The organism is Burkholderia sp. AU39826, assembly GCF_020419965.1.
In the GTDB taxonomy this organism is placed as follows: domain Bacteria; phylum Pseudomonadota; class Gammaproteobacteria; order Burkholderiales; family Burkholderiaceae; genus Burkholderia; species Burkholderia semiarida.
Genome location: NZ_JAIZQG010000009.1, coordinates 141185 through 163858 on the forward strand (window position 1 = coordinate 141185; position 22674 = coordinate 163858).

General features: G+C 66.3%; 17 protein-coding genes. 3 read left to right on the forward strand and 14 right to left on the reverse strand.

Translation table 11 applies throughout. The annotated features are described in order from the left end of the window. Nucleotides 1-189 precede the first annotated feature (189 nt). Both choX and betC read right to left on the reverse strand, forming a co-directional pair. Nucleotides 190-1158, reverse strand: coding sequence for a choline ABC transporter substrate-binding protein (gene choX, locus LGM42_RS18050; protein WP_226232802.1), 969 nt, complete (start codon nucleotides 1156-1158; stop codon nucleotides 190-192). 45 nt (nucleotides 1159-1203) lie between these two features. Continuing rightward, the gene (gene betC, locus LGM42_RS18055) at nucleotides 1204-2739 is read right to left on the reverse strand and encodes a choline-sulfatase (protein ID WP_124862773.1); all 1536 of its coding nucleotides are present in this window, start codon (nucleotides 2737-2739) and stop codon (nucleotides 1204-1206) included. 239 nt (nucleotides 2740-2978) lie between these two features. Here betC and LGM42_RS18060 point away from each other — a divergent pair, with 239 nt between their 5' ends. Beyond that, nucleotides 2979-3884 (forward strand): choline sulfate utilization transcriptional regulator, encoded by a 906-nt coding sequence (locus LGM42_RS18060; RefSeq protein ID WP_059643217.1) that lies wholly within the window; start codon nucleotides 2979-2981, stop codon nucleotides 3882-3884. A 180-nt stretch (nucleotides 3885-4064) separates the two neighbouring features. After that, a complete protein-coding gene (purU, locus tag LGM42_RS18065; protein WP_060314237.1) occupies nucleotides 4065-4949 on the forward strand; it encodes a formyltetrahydrofolate deformylase in 885 nt (294 codons plus the stop codon). Between the two features lie 160 nt (nucleotides 4950-5109). Here the strand turns inward: purU and LGM42_RS18070 are convergent, their stop codons facing one another. The 11 genes from LGM42_RS18070 to LGM42_RS18120 form a co-directional block, all read right to left on the reverse strand. Continuing rightward, on the reverse strand, nucleotides 5110-6765 hold the full coding sequence (locus tag LGM42_RS18070) for an APC family permease (protein WP_226221196.1): 1656 nt from the start codon (nucleotides 6763-6765) through the stop codon (nucleotides 5110-5112). Between the two features lie 226 nt (nucleotides 6766-6991). Continuing rightward, nucleotides 6992-7855 carry a glycine betaine ABC transporter substrate-binding protein gene (locus LGM42_RS18075; protein WP_059642386.1) on the reverse strand — a complete coding sequence of 288 codons (864 nt, stop codon included), beginning with the start codon at nucleotides 7853-7855 and terminating at the stop codon, nucleotides 6992-6994. Nucleotides 7856-7988: 133 nt separating this feature from the next. Next, a complete protein-coding gene (locus tag LGM42_RS18080; RefSeq protein ID WP_059583194.1) occupies nucleotides 7989-9137 on the reverse strand; it encodes a hybrid-cluster NAD(P)-dependent oxidoreductase in 1149 nt (382 codons plus the stop codon). A 113-nt stretch (nucleotides 9138-9250) separates the two neighbouring features. Then, entirely contained in the window at nucleotides 9251-10492 is a 1242-nt protein-coding gene (locus LGM42_RS18085) for an aromatic ring-hydroxylating oxygenase subunit alpha (RefSeq protein ID WP_059583196.1), read from the reverse strand. A gap of 52 nt (nucleotides 10493-10544) precedes the next feature. Then, entirely contained in the window at nucleotides 10545-11330 is a 786-nt protein-coding gene (locus LGM42_RS18090; RefSeq protein ID WP_226232803.1) for an electron transfer flavoprotein subunit beta/FixA family protein, read from the reverse strand. Beyond that, the gene (locus LGM42_RS18095; protein WP_060316995.1) at nucleotides 11327-12496 is read right to left on the reverse strand and encodes an electron transfer flavoprotein subunit alpha/FixB family protein; all 1170 of its coding nucleotides are present in this window, start codon (nucleotides 12494-12496) and stop codon (nucleotides 11327-11329) included. The genes LGM42_RS18090 and LGM42_RS18095 overlap by 4 nt, the downstream gene beginning before the upstream one ends. Nucleotides 12497-12500: 4 nt before the next feature. Continuing rightward, the gene (locus tag LGM42_RS18100; protein WP_226232804.1) at nucleotides 12501-14426 is read right to left on the reverse strand and encodes a (Fe-S)-binding protein; all 1926 of its coding nucleotides are present in this window, start codon (nucleotides 14424-14426) and stop codon (nucleotides 12501-12503) included. 3 nt (nucleotides 14427-14429) lie between these two features. Then, entirely contained in the window at nucleotides 14430-16493 is a 2064-nt protein-coding gene (locus tag LGM42_RS18105; RefSeq protein WP_006488987.1) for an NADH:flavin oxidoreductase, read from the reverse strand. A gap of 68 nt (nucleotides 16494-16561) precedes the next feature. Beyond that, nucleotides 16562-17095: a DUF5943 domain-containing protein gene (locus LGM42_RS18110; protein WP_059583203.1), complete on the reverse strand. Its 534-nt coding sequence runs from the start codon at nucleotides 17093-17095 to the stop codon at nucleotides 16562-16564. A 138-nt stretch (nucleotides 17096-17233) separates the two neighbouring features. Then, on the reverse strand, nucleotides 17234-18205 hold the full coding sequence (locus LGM42_RS18115; RefSeq protein ID WP_034186088.1) for a dipeptidase: 972 nt from the start codon (nucleotides 18203-18205) through the stop codon (nucleotides 17234-17236). 38 nt (nucleotides 18206-18243) lie between these two features. After that, nucleotides 18244-19518 carry a serine hydroxymethyltransferase gene (locus tag LGM42_RS18120; RefSeq protein ID WP_226232805.1) on the reverse strand — a complete coding sequence of 425 codons (1275 nt, stop codon included), beginning with the start codon at nucleotides 19516-19518 and terminating at the stop codon, nucleotides 18244-18246. Nucleotides 19519-19873: 355 nt separating this feature from the next. Between LGM42_RS18120 and LGM42_RS18125 the strand changes: the two genes are divergently transcribed. Further along, the gene (locus LGM42_RS18125) at nucleotides 19874-20989 is read left to right on the forward strand and encodes a GlxA family transcriptional regulator (RefSeq protein ID WP_081059242.1); all 1116 of its coding nucleotides are present in this window, start codon (nucleotides 19874-19876) and stop codon (nucleotides 20987-20989) included. A gap of 54 nt (nucleotides 20990-21043) precedes the next feature. Here LGM42_RS18125 and LGM42_RS18130 read toward each other — a convergent pair whose 3' ends face one another. Next, on the reverse strand, nucleotides 21044-22453 hold the full coding sequence (locus tag LGM42_RS18130) for a discoidin domain-containing protein (RefSeq protein ID WP_226232806.1): 1410 nt from the start codon (nucleotides 22451-22453) through the stop codon (nucleotides 21044-21046). Between the last annotated feature and the right edge of the window lie 221 nt (nucleotides 22454-22674).

The following is a 22674-nucleotide window of genomic DNA, read 5'->3' on the forward strand; positions in this document are numbered from 1 at the left end:
ATTCGAATTCAGACCGCCCCGCTGGCTTCGGTATTTCGTTTTCCGCAATAACGCAGCCATTGGCGAAAAATACAAACCCATATTTCGGGTCACCCGTCTGAAGGCGACACTAAATGGTCACGATGCGACGGGTCGGGAAAACACGTAGACAGGCGGCACGGCGAAAACCGGCCGCCCGGAGGGAGGCGATCAGCGGCCGTCGAGGGCCGCACGCACGGCCGGCAGGCCCGGCGCGCCGGCCGCGGTCGTCACGCCGTCGAGCCAGCCGGCGACCAGCGCGGGCTCGGCTTTCAGCGCATGCTGCGCCGCGAGCGCGGGCGGCGTCTTGTTGTCGAGCATGTCGGCGATCATCCGGTTCTCGACGTCGACGGAGAACGTCATCTGCCGGAACAGCCGCGCGAGGTTCGCGCACTGGCCGGCGAACCCGGCACGCGCGACCGTGTTGACCGTCGCACCGCCGTAGTTCGCGCCGAAATACGCGTCGCCGCCCGACAGATACGTCAGATGAAACTTCGTGTTCATCAGATGCGGCTCCCACGCGAGAAACACGATCCAGCGCTTGTCGCGCACCGCGCGCTCGACCTGCGTGAGCATGCCCGTTTCGCTCGATTCGACGAGCGACCAGTTCGCGGACCCGAGCGCGTGGTCGGACAGCATCCGCTTGATGTTCTGGTTCGCGGGCGCACCGGGCTCGATCCCGTAGATCTTGCCGTCGAAGCGGTCCGCGTAGCGCGCGAGATCGGCGAACGTATGCACGCCGGCGGCGGCCACATAGTCGGGCACCGCGAGCGTGAACTTCGCACCGCTCAGGTTCGCATGCAGCACGTCGATCGATTTCTCGTCGACGAACGGCTTCACGAGCGGCGCCTGCGCGGGCATCCAGTTGCCGAGGAACACGTCGACCTGGCCTTTCTTCAAGCCCTGGTACGTGATCGGCACCGACAGGTTCGCCACCGCCTGCCGGTAGCCGAGCGCCTTCAGCACGACGCCCGCCATCGCGTTCGTCGCATCGATGTCGGTCCAGCCGGGCGCCGCCATCTTCACGTCGCCGCACGTGCTCGGATCGGCGGCAGTCGCAGGCTGCGTCGCCGCCACGCACGCGGCGGCGGCGAGCGCCGCGCCGATCCTTCGGATTGCTGCATCGCATTGCCGTTTCATCGTCCGCTTCCTCCGTCGTTCGTCAATGTTCGCACTGCCGGACGTTCAGCGCCCGACGCGCGGAAAACGCGCCATCGCCTCGAGCGTGTCGAGTTCGATGTGATTGCGCATGTAGCGCTGGCTCGCGTCGGTAAACGGCTGCCAGTCCCACGCGTGGATGCGGCCCTGCGTCGTCGCCGCGTAATGGAAGCGCCGGCGCCGCTGGCTCGCGCGCACCTGCCGGTCCAGCTCGGGCAGGTTCCAGCGCTGCCCGGCCTCCGCACGGAACGCGGCGAGCACGTCGGCGGCTTCCGGCCGACCGGCCAGATTCGTGAGCTCGCGCGGGTCGTCCGACAGGTTGTAGAGCTGGTCCGGATCGGCCGGGCAATGCACGTATTTCCAGTCGCCGCGGCGGATCATCACGATCGGCGCGAGCGCCCCTTCCGCGAGGTATTCGCCGAGCGCGACGTCGTGCGCGGGCGTGCCGTGCAGGTGCGGCACGAGGCTCGCGCCGTCGACCGGGTCCGGCCAGCCGCCGGCGGGCGCCGCGCCGGCCAGGTCGACGAGCGTCGGCAGCAAATCGACGTGCGACACGGGCCCGCGCACGCGCGCGGCGCCGAAGCGGCCCGGCGCATGCACGATCAGCGGCACGCGGCAGCCGCCCTCGAAGAACGTCATCTTGTACCAGAGCCCGCGCTCGCCGAGCATGTCGCCGTGGTCGGACGTGACGATCACGATCGTGTCGTCGGCGAACCCGCATTGCTCGAGCGCGGCCAGCACGCTGCCGAACTGCGTGTCGACATAGGACGTCGCGCCGTAATACGCGCGGCGTGCGGCGCGGATCTGCGCGTCCGTCGGCGGCGTGCGGTCGTTCTCGCAGACGAAGCGCAGCCGCTGCGAATGCGGATCGCTTTCGGCCGCATCGAGCCGCACGGCCGGCATGTCGATCTCGTCATCGTCGTAGCGATCCCAGTATTCGCGCGTGATCGCATACGGGTCGTGCGGATGGGTCAGCGACACGACCATGCAGAACGGCCGCGCATCGTGTCCGGCCGCACGCTCGCGCGCGACGTCGTACAGCTTCTGCTTCGCGGCGAACGTCACTTCGTCGTCGAAGTCGAGCTGGTTCGTGCGCACGCACGGGCCGGCGTCGAGCACCGAGCTCATGTTGTGATACCAGCTCGGCCGCTCGGTCGGGCTGTCCCAGTCGGGCACCCAGCCGAAATCGGCAGGATAGATGTCGGTCGTGAGGCGCTCCTCGAAGCCGTGCAACTGGTCGGGCCCGCAGAAGTGCATCTTGCCGGACAGCATCGTCCGGTAGCCGCCCGCGCGCAGGTAGTGCGCGAACGTCAGCGTTTGCGCGGGCAATTCGGCGGCGTTATCGTAGGCGCCGATGCCCGACGGCAGCTTGCCGGTCAGCAGCGAGAAGCGCGACGGCGCGCACAGCGGGCTCGCGCAGTACGCGGCGTCGAACACCACGCCTTCGGCCGCAAGCCGGTCGAGCGTCGGCGTGCGGGCGACGCGGTTGCCGTACGCGGGCAGCGCGAACGGCGTGAGCTGGTCGGCCATCAGGATCAGGATGTTGGGTGTCGGGTTCGTCATCGGCGATCGTGGGAAAAGCGGTGTTCGAATGGAACGGCTCGCCGCTCGGGCAGCGAGACGTCCGGCATGACGGAGGCGGCCCGCGGAAACTGCCGCGCGCCGGGGCCGCGCTGGCTAGAATCGCGGAATCCGTTGCCGCCGGCGCGTGAAGCGCATGTGCCGTACCGTCCGCTGCACTATCGCCCGCCCGAATTCGTGCGGGTAGGCGTCCGGCCCTTATGGGGCCATTAGAGGGACTTATGTCGAAACCCGAACCGTTACCGTCGATGCAGGCGCTGCGCGCGTTCGAATCGGCCGCCCGGCTCGCGAGCTTCACGGCCGCCGCGCGCGAGCTCGGCTCGACGCAGCCGGCCGTGAGCCAGCAGGTGTTCCAGCTCGAAGCCGAACTCGGCGTGCCGCTGTTCGAACGCAGCCCGCGTGGCGTCACGCTGACGGCCGACGGCGAGTGCCTGTACGAAGCCGTGCGGCTGAGCCTCGACACGCTGCGCGGCGCGACCGCGACGCTGCGCGCGCGCCGCGAGCACGGCGCGCTCACGATCGTCACCGACTTCGGTTTCGCGACCTACTGGCTGATGCCGCGCCTGGCCGGGCTCAAGCGCGTGATGCCGGACGTCGACGTGCGCGTCGTCACGTCACAGGATTACGACGCGCAACGCGACCACGGCGACATCGCGATCCTGTTCGGCGACGGCCACTGGCCGTCGTGCACGGCCGCGCGGCTGTTTCCGGAATCCGTCACGCCCGTGTGCTCGCCCGCGTTTCGCGACGCGCACCGGGGCGTCGCGCGGGCCGACCACCTGCTCGCGCTGCCGCTGCTGCACGTGCAGCCGACGCGCCCCGAGCGCTGGCTGTCGTGGGCGGGCTGGTTCGACGCGCACGGGCTCGAACCGCCGGCCGCCGCGCGCGGCGTGACCTTCAACAGCTATGCGCTCGTGATCCACGCGGCGCTGCTCGGCGAAGGCGTCGCGCTCGGCTGGTCGCCGCTCGTCGACGAACTCGTCGCGAGCGGCCAGCTCGTGAAGCTCGTCGATGCGCCCGTCGTCACGTCGCGCGGCTACTTCCTGGTGCGGCCGCCGCAGCGGCCGGAGCCGGACGCGACCCACGTGTTCCGGCGCTGGCTGCTCGACGCGTGCGCGGGGGCCTGACACGGCCCGCACCCTGCGGCCCTCGCCCGCCCGCTGGCGCACCGATACCAGCCACACGGCGCGTTGGTTCTATCCGCCGCGAAATCGTCCTGATTTACTTGAGCCTCCCGCTACCCACGCGGCGCGGCGCTGTCGTGCGCCGCCGCGCGGCCGTACGCCCCCTGCCATCCGAGGAGTCTCATGACCGCCGAGCACCGCCCCGATCAATTCGTCCTGACACTGTCGTGCCCGAGCGCGGCCGGTCAGGTCGCCGCCGTCGTCGGCTTTCTCGATCGCCATCGCTGCTATGTCGATGCGCTGAACGTGTTCGACGACGATCTCAGCAACCGCTTCTTCGTGCGCTGCGTCTTTCATCCGACGGATGAGACGTTGCAGATCGACGCGCTGCGCCAGGAATTCGCGCCGATCGCGGCCGGACTCGCCGGCCACGATGGCGGCATCCAGTGGGCGATCCACGATGTCAACGCGCGGCCGAAGGTGCTGATCATGGTGTCGAAGCTCGAGCACTGCCTCGCGGATCTGCTGTTCCGCTGGCGCATGGGCGAGCTGAAGATGGATATCGTCGGCATCGTGTCGAACCACCCCGACTTCGAGCCGCTTGCCGCGCAGCATGGGTTGCCGTTCCGACACTTCCCGATCACGGCGGAGACCAAGGCGCAGCAGGAAGCGCAATGGCTCGACTTCTTCGAATCGAGCGGCGCCGAGCTCGTGATCCTCGCGCGCTACATGCAGGTGCTGTCGCCGGAGACGAGCGCGAAGCTCGCGAACCGCGCGATCAACATTCATCACTCGTTCCTGCCCGGCTTCAAGGGCGCGAAGCCGTATCACCAGGCGCATGCGCGCGGCGTGAAGCTGATCGGCGCGACCGCGCACTTCGTGACCGACGATCTCGACGAAGGCCCGATCATCGAGCAGGTCGTCGAGCGTGTCGATCATGCGCTGCGGCCGGAGCAACTGCTTGCGGTGGGGCGCGATGTCGAATCGCTGACGCTTGCGCGCGCTGTGAAGGCGTTCATCGAGCGGCGGGTGTTTCTGAACGGCGACCGGACGGTGGTGTTTTCGTAAGCTGGCCAGGGCGTGTTCGAACGCGGGGGAAACGAACAAGGCCCGACCGGCGTGGACCGGTCGGGCCTTGTTGTCGTCTTTGTCGTCGTGGGCGCTTCGCGCGATGGCCCCGTGTGCGGTTTCCGGAGCCATCGCGCTGCGACACGCAGGCATTACCGCATCACTTCACCCAAGCAAAGTAGTACGACAACCAGATCGTGAGCGCCGCGCCGATCAACGCCGCATACGGCATCAGGCTCAGCCAAGGCGCGCGCTTCGGCACTTCGAGCTCCATGTCGCGCTGCATTTGCGCGGGGAAGCGGCCGCGGTCCTGCCAGTAGTGGCGATACAGGAACACCGGCACGATCAGCAGCATCGCGATCAGCCCGTTACGCAACGTGCCCTCGCCCTGCAGGTTCGCGCCCGCGCCAACATAGACGAGGTTCGCATAGCCGCAAATCGAGCCCGCGACGAGCAGCCACGTCGGGCAGCGGAACGGCCGATCCCAGTTGCCGCGATCCATCCGGTGGATCCAGCCCGACTGAAGATTCAGGAATACGAACAGCATGTAGCAGACGTTCGAGATCGACAGCACCGTCATGTAGTCCGACATCATCAGCAACACGAGGTTGAAGCCGAGGTCGGTCCACATCGCGCGCGTGGGCGAGCCGTGCTCGTTCACGTGCGACAGGTACTTCGGCAGCCAGCCGTCGACCGACGCCTGGTACAGCGTGCGCGACGAACCCATCATCGACGTCATCACGATCAGCAGGATCGACAGCATCAGCATCACGACGACCGCATTCGCGACCCACGCGCCACCGCCGACGATCTTCGCCATCGCGGCTGCGACGCCGGTGCCGTCGCCGATCGCCGGATCGAGCATCGCCTGCGTGCCGAGCGCGCCCTGGAACGCCATCGGCACGAGCGTCATCACGACGAGACACAGCGCGCCCGACCAGAAGATCGCCTTCGCGGTATCGCGCCGCGGATCGCGGAATTCACGCGTGTAGCAGACGGCCGTCTCGAAACCGTACGACGCCCAGCCGGCCATGAACATCGCGCCGAGCGCCATCGTCACGCCCTGCCCGTTCCACGCGCCGAAGGTCGCGGCCGTGAGGTTGCCCTGCGCGTCGTGACCGAGCGGCAGCAGTGGGAGCAGGTTCGACATCGGCACGTCGCCGGTGACGAACGGCACGATGCCGACGATCAAGAGCGGCGTGAGCGACGCGATGCCGAGAATGCGCTGCGTACGCGCGGCCTTCGACGCACCGCTGTGCTGAAGCTTGAACGTGATGAGAAGCAGAATCGTCGCGATGATGAACGTCGCGTTGATTCGCAAAGACAGACCGGGCTTGATGAACCCGAGATCCGCAACCTTGAGCTGCCAGTGCAGCACCGCCGCATTGGCGGGAAAGAGACTCGTGAGCGCATAGCTTGCCGCGAGGCCGCAGCCGAGCGCGAGCATCGGCGACCACGCGAGCCAGTTGCACCACACGGACACCGGGGCAATCAGCTTGCTGTAACGAACCCAGCCGATCGCGCCATACACCGACGCGCCGCCCGATTTATGCGGAAATAGCCCGGATATTTCCGCATAAGTCGCGCTTTGAACCAGCCCCATCGTGATCGCGGCGATCCAGATCGCCCACGCGGGCTGGCCGATCGTCGCGCATACGCCGCCGATCGTGAACAGCACGCCTGCCGGCACGCCGCTCGTTACCCAAAAAGCGTCTTTCCAGGTCAGGCCACGATGCAGCGTGTGGCCCGTCGAATCATGTGAGATGGTTGCCTCGACATCACTGGTGCGATTAGCACGCAGTCCTGCTTGACTCATCCAATTCCTCCTCTCGATCAGCGTAAGCGCTTCAACGTTTACGCTGCTCCGATACAAAGCGGGATGACTCCGCACAAGGGCGCTAGTGTAACAACTTACGCGCTTTTTTGCAGAATCCGAAAAAGAATTCCGGGATATGGCTGCATTTCATCCTCATTGTTTCGGATTCCTGCATGCTATTCCCGGCGTGTTTTTATGATGATTCGTACGACGTATGTCGGGAGACTTACTGCGCGCCTTCCGTCCACGCATTCACGCGGTCGGCATGCGCCGCGATCCACGCATCCGCGGCCGCTTCCGGCTTCGAGCCGTTCTGGATCGCCAGCATCACGCTGTCGATTTCACCCGGCTTCCACTGGAATTTCTTCAGGAACGCGACGACCGGCTTCGCCTTGGTTTCGAGGCCCGGATTCACGACGCTGTCGACGTGCTCGGCGCCGCCGAACACCTTCTTCGGATCCTCGAGGAAGCGCAGCTTCCACTTCGCGAACATCCAGTGCGGCGCCCAGCCGGTCACGATCACCGGCTTGTTCGCGCCGACCGAGCGCGACAATTCGGCCGTCATCGCGCTGCCCGAGCTCGGCATCAGCGTGTAGCTCAGCCCGTAGTTCTTGATCGCTTCGTCGGTCTTGCGCATCACGCCCGCACCGGCATCGATGCCGACGATGCGGCCGCCGAAGCTGCTCTTCTCGGCGTTCAGATCGTCGATGCTCTTCGCCTTCACGTAATCGGGGACGATCAGGCCGATCTTCGCGTCGGGAAAGTTCGCGCCGAGGTCGACGACCTTGCTCTTGTATTCGCTCCAGTAGGAGCCGTGCGTGACCGGCAGCCATGCGGACAACGTCGCATCGAGATCGCCGCGTGCGACGCCCTGCCACATGATCCCGGCGGCGACCGGCACGAGCTTCACCTCGTAGCCGAGCTTCTTCTCGATCACGCGCGCGGCGACGTTCGACGTCGCGACGCTGTCGTCCCAGCCTTCGACGTAACCGATTTTCAGCGTCGGCTTCGTATCGGCGAGCGCCGATGCGCTCAGTGCCGCCATCGCCGACAGTGCGCCGGCCCAAAACAGTTTTCCGAACAATTTCATGGTCGATCTCCTTGGTCTGCGCACCGTGCGCGTTGTCTCTCTAGGTTCTTCAACCACAAATCCGCGGTATCGTTGTTTTCCGACAGATGCTTGTCCGGACGCGACGCGCCCGGACAGCCGATGGCGCCTGCGACTACTTGTCGATCACGAGATCCGACAGCGGCTTGCTGCAGCACAGCAGCACCATCCCCTGATCGATCTCGCGCTGGCGGATGCCGCCGTTGTGTTTCATCTCGACCTGCCCCGACACGAGCTTCACCTTGCACGTACCGCACATGCCCTGCGTGCACGATGCCGGCAGCCGCACGCCCGACTGGCGCGCCGCGTCGAGCACGTGCTGCTCCGAGCCGCACGAAATCTCGCGATTGCTCTTCGCGAAGCTGACCGTGTACTGCTTCGTGCCGGCGGCGTCGCCTTCGGCCGGCGGCGCGAGATCGGCCAGCAGCTCGTCGCTCGCGGTCTGCGCGAGCGTCTCGAACGAGAAGCTTTCCTCGTGATACTGCTTGCGATCGAAGCCGGCTTCGTCGAGCAGGTCGCGCACCGCCTTCATGTACGGTGCGGGGCCGCACGTGAAGATTTCGCGTTCCATGAAATCCGGCGCGATCAGCTTCAGCAGCGGCAGCGTCAGGAAGCCGGTGACGCCCGGCCAGTTGGTGCGTGCGCCGACGCGCTCGACGACGAACGACGTGCGGAAATTCGTGTGGTTCGACGCGATCAGGTCGAGCTCGCGCGCGAAGATGATGTCGTCCGGCGTGCGTGCGCTGTGCACGAACAGGATGTCGCGATCTTCCGCGAGATCATGGTGTGCACGGCTCATCGACATCAGCGGCGTGATGCCCGAGCCGGCCGACAGGAACAGGTACTTGCGCGCCGGATGCCTTGCACACGTGAATTCGCCGGCCGGGCCGAGCACGCGCACCGACGCGCCCGGCTGCAGGTTGTCGTGCAGCCAGTTCGACACCTTGCCGCCCGGCACGCGCTTCACCGTGATCGACACCGTGTGCGGCCGCGCCGGCGACGACGAGATCGTGTAGCAGCGGTTGATCGTTTCGCCGTCGATGTCGAGCTCGAGCGTGAGGAACTGCCCGGGCTCGAACGAAAACGTGCGGCCCTGCGGCGAACGGAAGAAGAAACTCTTCACGTCGTGCGTTTCCTGCCGCACGTGGCAGCACACCAGCGTTTCCTCGACGTCGCTCGTCCAGCGCTCGGGCAGCGCGTTCCAGAACGCCGGGCGCGTCACCCGGCTGTCCGCCGGCTCGAAATTGGCCGCATCTCGCATCATGTCAGCCTCCGCAGGGCCGCCCCAAGGAGGCTGACCGCCCCCGCGGGGGGCAGTGAACGAAGTGAACGTGAGGGTCGTTTCATCAGTTGCTCCGCTTGCTGTTCCGCTGACGACTACGCGCCGGTTTGTTCGGCGAGCCGGCCGATGTACCAGGCCGAGAATTTTTCGACGAGACCTTCCGTGTACGGCGAATACGGGCCCGGCTCGTACGCACTGCTGGTCGCGCCGCGCTGCGAGAATTCGACGAGCGCGCGATCCTGGTCGTTGGTCGCGTTCCACACGGCCGTGAGGTTCTTCACGTCGTAGTCGATGCCTTCCTTCGCGTCCTTGTGCACGAGCCACTTCGTGCGCACGAGCGTCTTGCCAGCCGACAGCGGGATCACCGAGAACGTCACGATGTGATCGCTCATGAAGTGGTGCCACGAGTTCGGCTGCGTCCAGAACGACAGCCCGCCGAGGTCGGCCTTGTCGAAGCCGCCGAGCAGCTTCTTCGACGCGACCTTCGCGTCGAGCGTCTGCGATTCGCCGTGGCGGTCGAGCGGCAGGCGCTGCGTGCGGAAACCCGTCACGTCGAGCAGCTTTTCGATTTCGGCGGACGGCAGGCCCATCTCCGCCCACTCCTTGCCGCGGCGCACGCAGGTCTCGGCGAAAGCGTCCATGCCTTCGGCGTTCGCGTCGGAACGCTGGTAGCCGAAGCCGTATTCGTACAGCGAGATCGTCAGCTCCGGATGGTTCGCGACGCAGTGATAGCACTCGCGGTTGTTCTCCATCGTGAGCTTCCAGTTGCCTTCCTCGATGATGTCGATCTGCGCGGCGATCTTCGTGTTCGGCAGATCGTGCGGCAGCAGGTACGGTTCCATCTCGGCGCGCATCTGCGCGAAATCGACGGGCGGCTCATCGGCGAGGCAGATGAAGATCAGGCCCGCGAGGTTCTCGACGTGCACCGACTTCAGGCTGTGCTTGCAACGGTCGAACTTCTCGCCCATGTGCTCGGCGAACATCAGTTGGCCCGTCAGGTTGTAGGTCCAGCTGTGGTACGGGCACACGATGTTGCCGACCGAGCCTTTATCTTCGTTGCACAGGCGTGCGCCGCGGTGACGGCACACGTTGTGGAACGCGCGGATCGCCATGTCGTCGTCGCGCACGATCAGGATCGAATCGTTGCCCAACTGCACGGTCACGTAATCGCCCGGCTCGGGAATGTCCGGTTCGATCGCCACCTGGATCCAGTGCTGGCGGAAAATCGCCTCCATGTCGAGCGCGAAAATGTCCTCGCTCGTGTAGAACGGCGCTTCGAGGCTGTAGCCTGCCTTGCGGCGTTCGATCAATGCACGAATGTCTGCCGATACTTTCATCGTTTGCTCCGGATTCCTTGCATCCCTGGGTTCTTGCCGACAGGCATCAAAATCAGTAGTCGATGAGCTGATGCTCGCGCAAATACGCAAGGATCACTTGTGCTTTTTCGACCGAACTCCCTTCATTTACGACGTTGCCGCCACGGCTTTCGGTCGTCGTCGCGGACAGCATCCGGGCATGCCCGGAGCGCTTCTCGGCGGCGACCAGTTTTACGGGTTTACGCTCGACCGGGCCGACCGTCCACGCGGTCGCGTCGGCGTCCGCCCCGCTCGCCGCGAGCGCCGGCCGGATCGCGCCGGCGCGCAGCCGCGCATAGGCATAGCGCGGCTCGACACCGGCGAGCGGATGGACGGCCACGACGGCCGGCAGCGCCGCGTCGACACGTCGCCGCAGTCCTTTCGGCAAAAATTGCCGGACTGCCACGCGACCGCCATCGACCGTCACGTCGACGGCCGAGCCGACGAGCGGATAGCCGAGCGCCGCGGCGACGCGGTACGGCAGCATCCCGGTGTCGTACGCGCCCTCGGCGCGCGTGCCGGTCAGCACGAGGTCGTAGCCTTCGATGCGCGCGGCGAGCGCGTGCACGGCATCGTCGCCTTCGCGGCAGGCCAGCACTTCGACCTCCCGCGCGCCGAGCGCCAGATACTCGGCGAGCGCGGCGTTCGCGGGGTCGCCCGCGTGGATCACGTCGAGCGTCGCGCGATGTTTTTCCGCGAGCTGGCGGCCGGTTTCGAGCGCGGCCGCATCGTTGCGGCTGTAGCGCGCGACGCCGCTGACCGGATGCCGGCCGACGGACACGAGCACCGCGATGCGTTGCAAGGGACGAGGGGCATTCATGCGGCGACTCCTTCGGGTTCACGGGTACCGACCGCGGCCGGCGATTCGCCGCGCGCGGCCCGCGCGGCCTGGACCTGTTCGATCAGCGCGGCGATCGTCGCCTGCGCGTCGCCGACCACCGTCAGGTTCGCGCGCTTGGCGATCGGCGCGCTGCCGTCGAGGTTCACCGCGATCACGTGGCGGCAATCCTTGATCCCCTGCAAATGCTGCACCGCGCCCGAGATGCCGAACGCGATATACACGCTCGCCTCGACCGTCTTGCCGGTCGCGCCGACCTGCTTGTCGCGCGTGAAGTGGCCGTTGTCGACCGCGACGCGGCTCGCGCCGATCGCCGCGCCGAACACGCCGGCCAGCCGCTCGAACGCAGCGATGTCGGACACGCCGTTGCCGGCCGACACGATGAAATCGGCTTCCTCGAGCGCGACCTGGGCCGCATCGATTTCGTCGAGGCCGAGATCGCGGTATGGCTGCGCGGCGTCATGCACCGGGCGGATGAAATCGGCAGCCACGCGTTCGCCGGCGCCGACGAACGGCAGCTTCGCCTCCACCGCGTTCTGCGCGAGCAGGATCACGTCGGGCAGCGCACGGGTCGCGAACGCGCGCCCGGCCTGCGCGTACGCGCCCACGTGCTTCGCGTCGATCTCGACGACGTGGGTCGCGACGCTCGCGCCGGCCGCCGCCGCGTAACGGCGGCCGAGATCGCCGTCGCCGGTCGCGTTGTCGGGCACGAACACATGCTTCGGGGCGAGCGCGGCCACACAGGCCTGCAATGCTTGCAGTTCGCTTTCGGGATCGAACGCGCGGCGATCGAAGCCGGTCAGCTCGAGCAGCTTGTCGACACCCAGTTCGGCCACGTCGTCCTTGAGTTCGCCGAACGCGAGCAGCGCGACTTCGGTCTGCGCATCGGCAAGCACGGCCGCGGCGGCGATCGCCTGCCGCGAATGGTCGTCGAGCGCGCCGCGTTCGCCATGGGCGACCACCAGCATCACGTGCTTCGGATCCTGCAGCGCGCGGCGCGGCTTCGCCGCCGCGGCGCCATGACCGTGCGCGGACCACTGCGCGGCGTTCGCATCGGCGCTGCCTTCCTCGCCGAGCGTGATGCGCTTCAGGCCGGCGGCCGTGATGATGAACGGCCGGCGCGGATCGATTCGTTTGATCGTATTCATCGATTCACTCCAGCGAGGCGGCGACGAGTTCAGCGACGTCGAGCACGTCGGGGCGCGGGCCCACGACGCCTTCGAGCATGGCCGTGCAGTTCGGGCACGCAACCGCGACCACGTCCGCGCCGATCGTGCGTGCGTCGGCGATGCGGATGTCCGGGATGCGCTGCTTGCCGGGGATGTCGGTGAGCGGCGCGCCGCCGCCACCGCCGCAGCAGCGGCCGCGCATGCCGTGGCGCTCCATCTCGACGACCTGGATGCCGATCGTCTTCAGCAGCTTGCGCGGTGCTTCCGTCTCGCCGTTGTAGCGGCCGAGGTAGCACGGGTCGTGATACGTGGTGCGCTTCTCCTGCAGCGCCTCGACCGCCTTCGGCGCGATCTTGCCGCTGTCGGCCAGTTCGGCCAGATACGTCGTGTGATGCTTGACCGTCACGCGCAGCCCGAGCGCACGGTATTCGTTGCGCAGGCTGTGCATCACGTGCGGGTCGGCCGTCACGATCTGCTTGTACGACAGCGTGCCGAGCGTGCCGATCAGGCGCTTCGCCATCTGCTGGAACGTCGCTTCGTCGCCGAGCCGGCGCGCGACGTCGCCCGTGTCGGTCTCGGTCGGGCCGAGCACCGCATAGTCGACGCCCGCCTTGTTCAGCACCTTCACGAACGCACGCAGCGTGCGCTGGTAGCGCATGTCGAACGCGCCTTCGCCCGCGACGAACAGCACGTCGACCGGCTTGCCGGGCTGCGCGACGGGTGCGCTCAGGTCGACCGACCAGTCGTAGCGCGCGGCCGTGTCGTAGCCGCCCATCGTGCCCGTCTCGCGCAGGTTCGCGAGTACTTCCTGGCCCTTGCCCGGCACCGTGCCGTGCACGAGCGTGCGGTTGCGGCGCATGTCGACGATCGCGTCGACGTGTTCGATCAGCATCGGGCATTCCTGCACGCACGCGCGGCAGGTGGTGCACGACCACAGCGTCTGTTCCTCGATCAGGCCCGACACGATCGGGCCGTTCGGCTCGCCGCGATGCTGGCCGACAGGCAGGCCCGGCGTCGGGCTGCCCGCGTACGCCGCATCGGTGCCGCCGGCCATCCCGACGACGAGATCCTGGATCAGCTTCTTCGGGTTCAGCGGCTGGCCCGACGCGAACGCGGGGCACGCGGCTTCGCACTTGCCGCACTGCACGCATGCGTCGAAGCTCAGCAACTGGTTCCAGCGGAATTCGACCGGCTTCGCGACGCCGTACTCCTGATGCTCGATGTCCGGCAGCTTCAGCGCGGTCGGCGGCGTGGCCGTGCCGTTGCCGGTGAACGATTCGCGGGTGGCCGCGAAACGCTCCTGGCGCGGGTGAAACGCGAGGTGCAGCAGGCCGGCGATCGCGTGCTTCATCGGGCCGCCTTTCGCCGCGCCGACCGTCATCGTGAACGCGCCGATGCCGATCAGCAGCGCGCAGAGCACCGCGAACGCACCCGACATCGCGCCGGTCGGCACCAGCATGAACAGCACGAGGCCGAGCGCGAACGAACCGAGCAGCCAGGGCAGCGTATTCCACGGGCCGCGCGACAGGCGCGCCGGCACGTTCTTCGCCGCGCGGCGACGCCACACGAACACCGCGCCGACCAGCATCGCGAGCGCCGCGAGGAAGATCAGCTTGTCGAGCCACGGCGAGTAGATCGCGAGGCCGTAGTTGACGAACACCAGCGCGAGCGCGCCGATCGCGCCGCCGGCGGTCGCGACGTGGGTCTTCGCGATGTACGGATCGCGGGCGACCACGTGGTGCAGGTCGACGAAATAACGCTTCGGAATCGCGAACAGGTTCGCGACGCCAAACGCGCCGGGCGCGGTGGCGCGGCCCAGACGCCAGTAGGACGAGCGCTTCGCGACCGCGAACGCGAGCCCCGCCACCGACAGCCACAACAAGGCGGTAATGAGGAAGGACGGATTCATCTTTTAGAAATCCTTCACGAGACGCAGCGAGTCGTAGATCGCACCGTGGACGTTGTGCATCGAGATGCAGTCGCCGACACGGAACAGCAGGAAACGGCCGTTGCCGAGTTCTTCCGACAGGCACGGCTGCGGCTCGGCCGCGAACAGCGTGTGCGGATCGATCTGGCCGCGGTTCACCGATTCCGGCTTGAGCTTCCAGTACAGCTCGTCGTTCGGCGACGAGCCGTTCTCGATCACCACCTGGTCGACCGCGCGCTCTTCCAGTTCTTCCGTGTACTCGTTGCGCAGCACGGCGATCATCTTGCCGTTCTCTTCATAGACGCGATCGAGCATCGTGTTCGGCGTCGGGATCACGCCGAACGCGTACAGGCGGCGATAGAAGATCGGGAACGTCGTGCCGCCGCAATCGTCGGCGACCTTCACGTCCGGCGTCACCACCTCGACCTTCGAGCCGCGGCTCGCCATGAAGTCGGCCACGCCGGCGCCCGCATGCGTGCTCACGCCGTCGAACAGCAGCACGTTCTGCTTCGGCTCGACCTTGCCGGTCAGGATGTCCCACGAGCTCACGGCAAGGCCTTCGGCCACGCCCCACGCCGGCACCTGCCACGTGAAGCTCGAACCGCCGGTGGCAAGCACGACGATGTCCGGCTTCTCGGCCATGATCATCTTCTCGTCGGCGGCCACGCCGAGACGCCGGTCGACGCCCAGGCGCTTCGTTTCCATGTCGAACCAGCGGATGATCCCCGACATCTGCTCGCGCTGCGGCGCCTTCGCGGCGATCATCACCTGGCCGCCCACTTCCGCGTTCTTCTCGAACAGCACGACGTCGTGGCCGCGCAGCTTCGCGACGCGCGCGGCCTCGAGGCCCGCCGGGCCGGCGCCGACCACCACGACCTTGCGCTTGGGGCCGCGCGACTTCTCGATGATGTGCGGCATCGTCGCTTCGCGCGACGTCGCCGCGTTCTGGATGCACAGCACGTCGAGCCCGTTGTACTGGCGATCGATGCAATAGTTCGCGCCGACGCACTGCTTGATTTCGTCCTCGCGGCCGTCGCGGATCTTGATCACCATGTGCGGATCGGCGATCTGCGCGCGCGTCATGCCGACCAGGTCGATCATCCCGTTCGCGAGCAGGCGCTCGGCCTGCCCCGCGTCGCGGATGCTCTGCGCGTGCATCACCGGAATCTTCACGACCGACTTGATGCCGGCCGCGAGATGCACGAACGGCTCCGGCGGCAGCGCCATCGGCGGCATGCAGTTGGCGATCGTGTTGTGCGTATCGCCGCCCGAGCCCACCACGCTCAGGTAGTCGATCAGGCCCGTCTCGGACATTGCCTGCGCGATTTCCTTCAGCGCTTCGTGATCGAGGCCGTCCTCGTGGAATTCGTCGCCGCACATGCGCAGGCCGACGCAGAAATCCTTGCCGACCGCCTCGCGCACGGCCGTCAGCACTTCGATACCGAAGCGCAGGCGGTTTTCGAGGCTGCCGCCCCATTCGTCGGTGCGATGGTTCGAACGCTTGCTCCAGAACTGGTCGATCAGGTGCTGGTGCGCGGCGGAGATTTCGATGCCGTCCATGCCGGCCGCCTTCACGCGCTTCGCGGCCGCCGCGAAATCGCCGATGATGCGGCGGATTTCCTCGATCTCGATGATCTTCGCGTTGCCGCGGTGCACGGGTTCGCGCACGCCCGACGGCGACATCAGGTGCGGCCAGTGCTCGCCGTGAAACGACGAGCGGCGGCCCATGTGCGTCGCCTGGATCATGATCTTCGCGCCGTGCTTGTGCATCGTGTCGGCCAGGCGCGTGAGCGGATCGATGATCTTGTCGGTCGACAGGTTCACCGATTTCCACCAGCCTTGCGGGCTGTCGATCGACACCGGGCTCGAGCCGCCGCAGATGGCCAGGCCGACGCCACCCTTCGCCTTTTCTTCGTAGTAGCGGATATAGCGGTCGCCCGGCAGGCCGCCCGGCTCGGCATACACCTCCGCGTGCGCGGTGCTGACGATCCGGTTGCGCAGCGTCAGCTGGTTCAGCTGCATGGGTTTGAACAGGTGGGGATAACGCATCGCTGGCGACCTCTGGCGTTCGAATGTCTCGTGTTGCGGGTGTTGTTCTGCTTCAGTGAATCAATGCGTCAGTGCGCGATCGGCGACACTTCGAAGACGCAGTGGTCGTGATGCTCGGCCGCGCACTGCACTTCCTTCGATTGCGCGCGCGGCGCATGCTTGCCTTCCGGCGTCGTGTCGTTGACCCAGTCCATCGCGCCCGCGAACCAGCCCGCGAACATGTAGCAGAGCTTGCCTTCCTTGCCCGGCTGCTGGAGCACGAACGACGAGTGGCGCAGCTCGATCTTCGCGCGTGCGCTCGCCGGATCTGCCTCGATGATCGAGAACAGCCCCCAGCCGCGTTGCGACAGGCGCTTCAGGTAATGCTCGAACACGGCCATGCCGGTGATGCCGTGCTGCTTGGCTTCCTTGTCGCACCAGTGGTAAGCCGACTTGTAGCCGGCCTTGTAGAGGATCTCGGCATACGCTTCGACGCCGAGCGCTTCCTCGACGGCGACGTGGTTGTTCGTGAAGAAGTGGCGCGGCACGTACAGCATCGGCAGCGCGTCGGTGGTCCAGACGCCGGTATCGGGATCGACGTTAATCGGCAGTTGCGGTTGCATCGTGGTGACTCCGTGAGGAAAGTGGCCGCGCGGCTCGGCGCGCAGGCGCGACATCGTCCGCGTGCCCGCGCGGCAAGCGCTGGCACGTCCCGATTTTTTTATGTTGAAACGAAGGGAGCGGTTCGGCTCGGCGGGCGCTTACGCGCCCCACACGTCCTTGAACACGCGTACCCAGTTCTCGCCCATGATCTTGCGGATGCGCGACTCCTTCCAGCCGTGACGTTCCATCGCGGCGGTCAGGTTCGGGAATTCGCCGATCGTGCGGATGCCGTCCGGGTTGATCACCTTGCCGAAGTTCGTCAGCTGGCGATAGCGGCCCTTGTCATGCGTCAGCATGTCGAAGAATTCCTTCGCGAAATCCTGCGTGAAGTCCGTGCCGATGCCGACCGCGTCCTCGCCGATCAGGTTCACGACGTAGTCGATCGCCTCGATGTAGTCGTCGATGTTCGCTTCGATGCCGCGCTTCAGGAACGGCGCGAACATCGTCACGCCGACGAAGCCGCCCGCATCGGCGATCTCCTTCAGTTGCGCGTCGCTCTTGTTGCGCGGATGCTCCTTCAGGCCCGACGGCAGGCAGTGCGAGTAGCACACCGGCTTCTTCGAGAACGCGATCGCTTCCGACGACGTATTGCCGCCCACGTGCGACAGGTCGACCATGATGCCGACGCGGTTCATCTCGGTGATCACTTCGCGGCCGAAATCCGACAGCCCGCCGTCGCGCTCGTAGCAGCCGGTGCCGACGAGGTTCTGCGTGTTGTAGCAAAGCTGCACGACGCGCACGCCCATGTCGGCGAACGCCTCGATGTAGCCGAGGTTGTCCTCGAACGCATGCGCGTTCTGGAAGCCGAGGATGATGCCGGTCTTGCCTTCCTTCTTCGCGCGGAAGATGTCATCCGTCGTGCGCACGAGCGTCAGCAGCTCGCCGTTGTCGCGGATCTTCTTCTTCATCACGCCGATGTTGTCGACGGTCTTGGTGAAGTTCTCCCACACCGACACCGTGCAGTTCGCGGCCGTGATACCACCCTTGCGCATGTCCTCGAACACCGGCTTCTCGAACTTCGAGATGTTCAGTCCGTCGATGATGATGCTGTCCTGATGCAGCGTGCTCATATCTGCTCTCGCTCGTGTGACTGTTCTTGTGGGGTCGATCAGTAGATCGGGAAGCGCTCGCAGAGCGCGAAGATCTCGCGGCGCACGCGCTGCTCGGTTGCCGGGTCGCCCTCGGGGTTCGCCCGCAGCGCGTCGAACACTTCGAGGATCAGGCGGCCGATCTCGCGGAACTCCGCGACGCCGAAACCGCGCGTCGTGCCGGCCGGCGTGCCGAGGCGAATGCCCGACGTGACGGTCGGCTTCTCGGTGTCGAACGGGATGCCGTTCTTGTTGCAGGTGATGCCCGCGCGTTCCAGCGCCTGCTCGACCGGCGCACCCTTCAGGCCCTTCGGGCGCAGGTCCACCAGCAGCAGATGGTTGTCGGTGCCGCCCGTGACGAGATCGACGCCGCCGGCCTTCAGCACTTCGCCGAGCGCCTGCGCGTTCGCGAGCACGTTGTCGATGTAGGTCTTGAAATCCGCATGCAGCACTTCGCCGAACGCGACGGCCTTGCCGGCGATCACGTGCATCAGCGGGCCGCCCTGCAGACCGGGGAACACGGCCGAGTTGATCTTCTTCGCGATCTCCTCGTCGTTGGTCAGCACGAAGCCGCCGCGCGGGCCGCGCAGCGTCTTGTGCGTGGTCGACGTGACGACGTGCGCGTGCTCGACCGGGTTCGCGTGGCGACCCGCGGCGATCACGCCCGCGATGTGCGCCATGTCGACCATCAGCTTCGCGCCGACGCTGTCGGCGATCGCGCGAAAGCGTGCGAAGTCGAGCGCGCGCGGGTACGCCGAGAAGCCGGCGATGATGAGGTTCGGCTTGTGCTCGTGGGCGAGCGCCTCGACCTGATCGTAGTCGATGCGCAGCGTGTCGCGGTTCACGCCGTACTGGACCGCGTTGAACCACTTGCCCGACAGTGCCGGCTTCGCGCCGTGCGTCAGGTGGCCGCCGGCATCCAGCGACATGCCGAGCACCGTGTCGCCCGGCTTGGCCAGCGCGAGCATCACCGAGCCGTTCGCCTGCGCGCCCGAGTGCGGCTGCACGTTCGCGTAGCCGGCGTTGAAGATCTGCTTCACGCGTTCGATCGCGAGCGCCTCGACCTCATCGGCGAATTCGCAGCCGCCGTAGTAGCGCTTGCCGGGATAGCCTTCCGCGTACTTGTTGGTCAGTACCGAGCCCTGCGCCTCGAGCACGCCGCGCGACACGATGTTTTCCGACGCGATCAGCTCGACCTGCGACTGCTGACGCTCGAGTTCCTTCAGGATGGCGCTGCGCACCGGCGCGTCGCGCTCGGCAAGGGGCTGCGAGAAGAAAGGCTGGGTGTTCGACATAGTGCGTCCGTGACGAAGAATAAAGGGCTGCAACCGAAGCTCAGGGCCCGCCGTGCCTGGGTTTGCCGCTCGTCCAGTGCAAGGCTGCCGACGGCTCTATTCTTGTCGTTCGGATTTTCGGCGGATTGATGAATTTAGACGCGTTCTTTGCCTTTTCCGCCATGCGCGTCCGTTTTATACAAGTGACCGGTCGTGCTTTTCGGTACGGCCGCTCGAAACGGCATTGGACGTTCACCTATGGACACGCACACCGGCAGTGCGTTTGCCGCACGTTCGAGTGCGCCGTCTCCCGGATACGGTGCAGTGCAGCAACGCGCCGATGCCCAGACGACGTATGGGGCTAGGGTTTAGCCGTATGGCACGCTTGTTGCACTCGCTCACACAATACCGCAGCCCGATTCGTGCCCCGGGCCAAAAGCTATTAGAGATTCAAGGAACGCTCCCCATGTCGCCCGACCGCACAGCGTCGCTGTCCCACTTCGCGTTCATGCCTTTACCGAACTTCACGATGATCGCGTTCACCAATGCGATCGAGGTGCTTCGGATGGCGAACTACCTGAGCGGCCAGCCGCTCTATCGCTGGTCGGTGATCAGCCCGGACGGCGGCCCGGTTACGGCGAGCAACGGCCTGACGGTCGACACGGGCCCGGCCGAGTGCGTGGGACAACCCGACATCGTGTTCGTGTGCGGCGGCGTCGACGTGCAGCGCGCGACCACGCCCGCCCATCTGTCGACACTGCGCCGCTTCGCGCGCTCCGGCATCCCGCTCGGCAGCCTGTGCACGGGCACCTATGCGCTCGCGAAATCGGGGCTGCTCGCTGGCTACGCGTGCGCGATCCACTGGGAGAACATGTCGGCGCTGAAGGAAGAGTTTCCGGACACGCGCTTCCTGAAGGAACTGTTCGTGATCGACCGCGACCGCATCACGTGCACGGGCGGTGTCGCGCCGCTCGACATGATGCTGAACCTGATCGCCGCGCGCGTGGGCACCGCACGCGTCACGCAGATCGCCGAGCAGTTCATCGTCGAACACGTGCGCGATACGAGCGCACAACAGCGCATGCCGCTCGTCGCGCGCCTGGGCTCCGCGAACAAGTCGCTGTTCGAAGTGATCTCGCTGATGGAGAACAACATCGAGGAGCCGCTGTCGCGCGAGGAGCTCGCGCGGCTCGCGAACATGTCGCAGCGGCAGTTGCAGCGCCTCTTCCGCGAGCACCTCGGGATGACGCCGACGCACTACTACCTGACGCTGCGGCTGCGCCGGGCGCGCGAGTTGCTGCTGCAGACCGACATGTCGATCATGCACATCACGATGGCGTGCGGCTTCCAGTCGGCATGCCACTTCAGCAAGAGCTACCGTGACGCGTTCGGCGTCGCGCCGACGCGTGAGCGGCGCAAGCAGGTGGCGCCGCTCGCGCAGGGCGCGGCGAGTGCGGGGCCTGCGTTTCCGGCGCATGTGCTGCATGCGTGAAGCAGGTACTACCTGAAAAAAAAAGCGGCCTCGAAGGCCGCTTTCCGTTTGCGCTTACGATCCCCACACCTGCATTTCGTCGAGCGAATACCCCCACTGCGTCGCCCGCTTCGTGCCGAGCATCCGCACGTAGCGGCCCTGCGCCTTCAGGTTCGGCAGCGTCACATGCCCGTACGACACGCCGTTGCTCGTCGAGTAGATCGTCGTCCAGTTCGCGTTGTCGTTCGACGTCTGGATCTGGTAGACGAGCGCACCCGCATCCCAGTACAGATCGATGCTGCTGATCGCCTTCGTCGCGCCGAGATCGACCGAGATCCATTGTGGATCGACACCCGCGCCTTCCGGCGAATCCCAGCGCGTGCTCGTCGTGTTGCCGTCGAACGCCTTGTCCGGCGTCAGCGACGCGTTGTAGCTCGCCGACGCCGCGGCCGGCCGCCCTTGCGACAGCAGCGTGCGTGTAACGGCCGGGCCGCCGTAGTAGTTCGCGCCGAGCTTCGCCTTCGTTGCGTCGGCATTCACGCCGAACTGCGACAGGCTCCAGCGCTGCCCGGTCGTCACGTCGCCGACGTATAGCTGATAGCCGCCCGCCGTCGTCGACGAGAAGAACAGGTAGTTCGTACCGCTGACCGGCGCCGGATCCGAGTTGTTGCTCATGCAGTCGTTGAGCGCGAGCGCGCTCGGCGTCGAGGCCGGGTCGGCCGTCTTCGCATAGATCTGGTCGGCCCCGCCGCTGTCCTTCCAGCGTGCGTAGTACACCATGCCGTCCGCACGCACGGTCGGGTAGTACGTCTGCAGCCCGGCCGGACGATCGAACACGGCGGTCGCGCCGGTCGCGAGCGTGCGCTTCATCAGCCCCATGTTCGCGCCGGTGCCGGTCGCGTAGTACACGGCGCTCGCGTCCGGGGCGAGGAACGGCATCGAGTACTCGGCGCCGGCCGGTGCGTTCGTCAGGCTCACCACCGACGTGAACACCGGGCCCGCGCTCGTGTACGACAGCGTCGCCTGCTTGACGTCGCCGTTCTGCTTGAACACGAGCGTCTTGCCGTCCGTGCTGAACTTCGGATCCTCGTTGCGCGTGGCGCCCGTGCTGTGCGTCATGTTGACGGGCGGCGTGCCCGCGCCGAGCTGCAGCATGAACACGTTCCATGCGCCGTTGCTGATGCCCATGAACGCGAGCCACTTGCCGTCAGGGCTGAACACGCCGTTCATCGGATCGGTGATGCCCCACGCGCTTTTGCTGAGCTGCGTCAGCGTATGGGCCGAGAAGTCGTAGAGGAAAAGCTGGCTCGTGCCGTCGCCGTACTTGACGTAGCTGTGATAGACGAGCTTTCCGGTGAGCGCGGCGGGGAACGTCGCGTTCGGCTGGGCGGCGGGATTGTTGACGCAGGCTGCGGCTGCGACGCCGCCGAACAGGTTGAGGGCGATGCCGGCCACGAGGCCGGCGACGAGGGTCTTCAGTTTCACGCTGGATGCTTTCGGGTAAGGTAAGGACGCCGCAACAAAGGACTCGCGCGACACGCGCGGGCGTCACGGATTCGCGGTCGGGCAGCGTGAATTCCGTATCGGTCGGACAGCGGGAACAAAGCTTGCGAGAGGATGCCCGCTTGTCAGACGAAAGAACAGGATCAGAGCGCTCACAAAACATGCGGATCAGCGATATGGGGCGCGCTTGCACGTGACGGCTG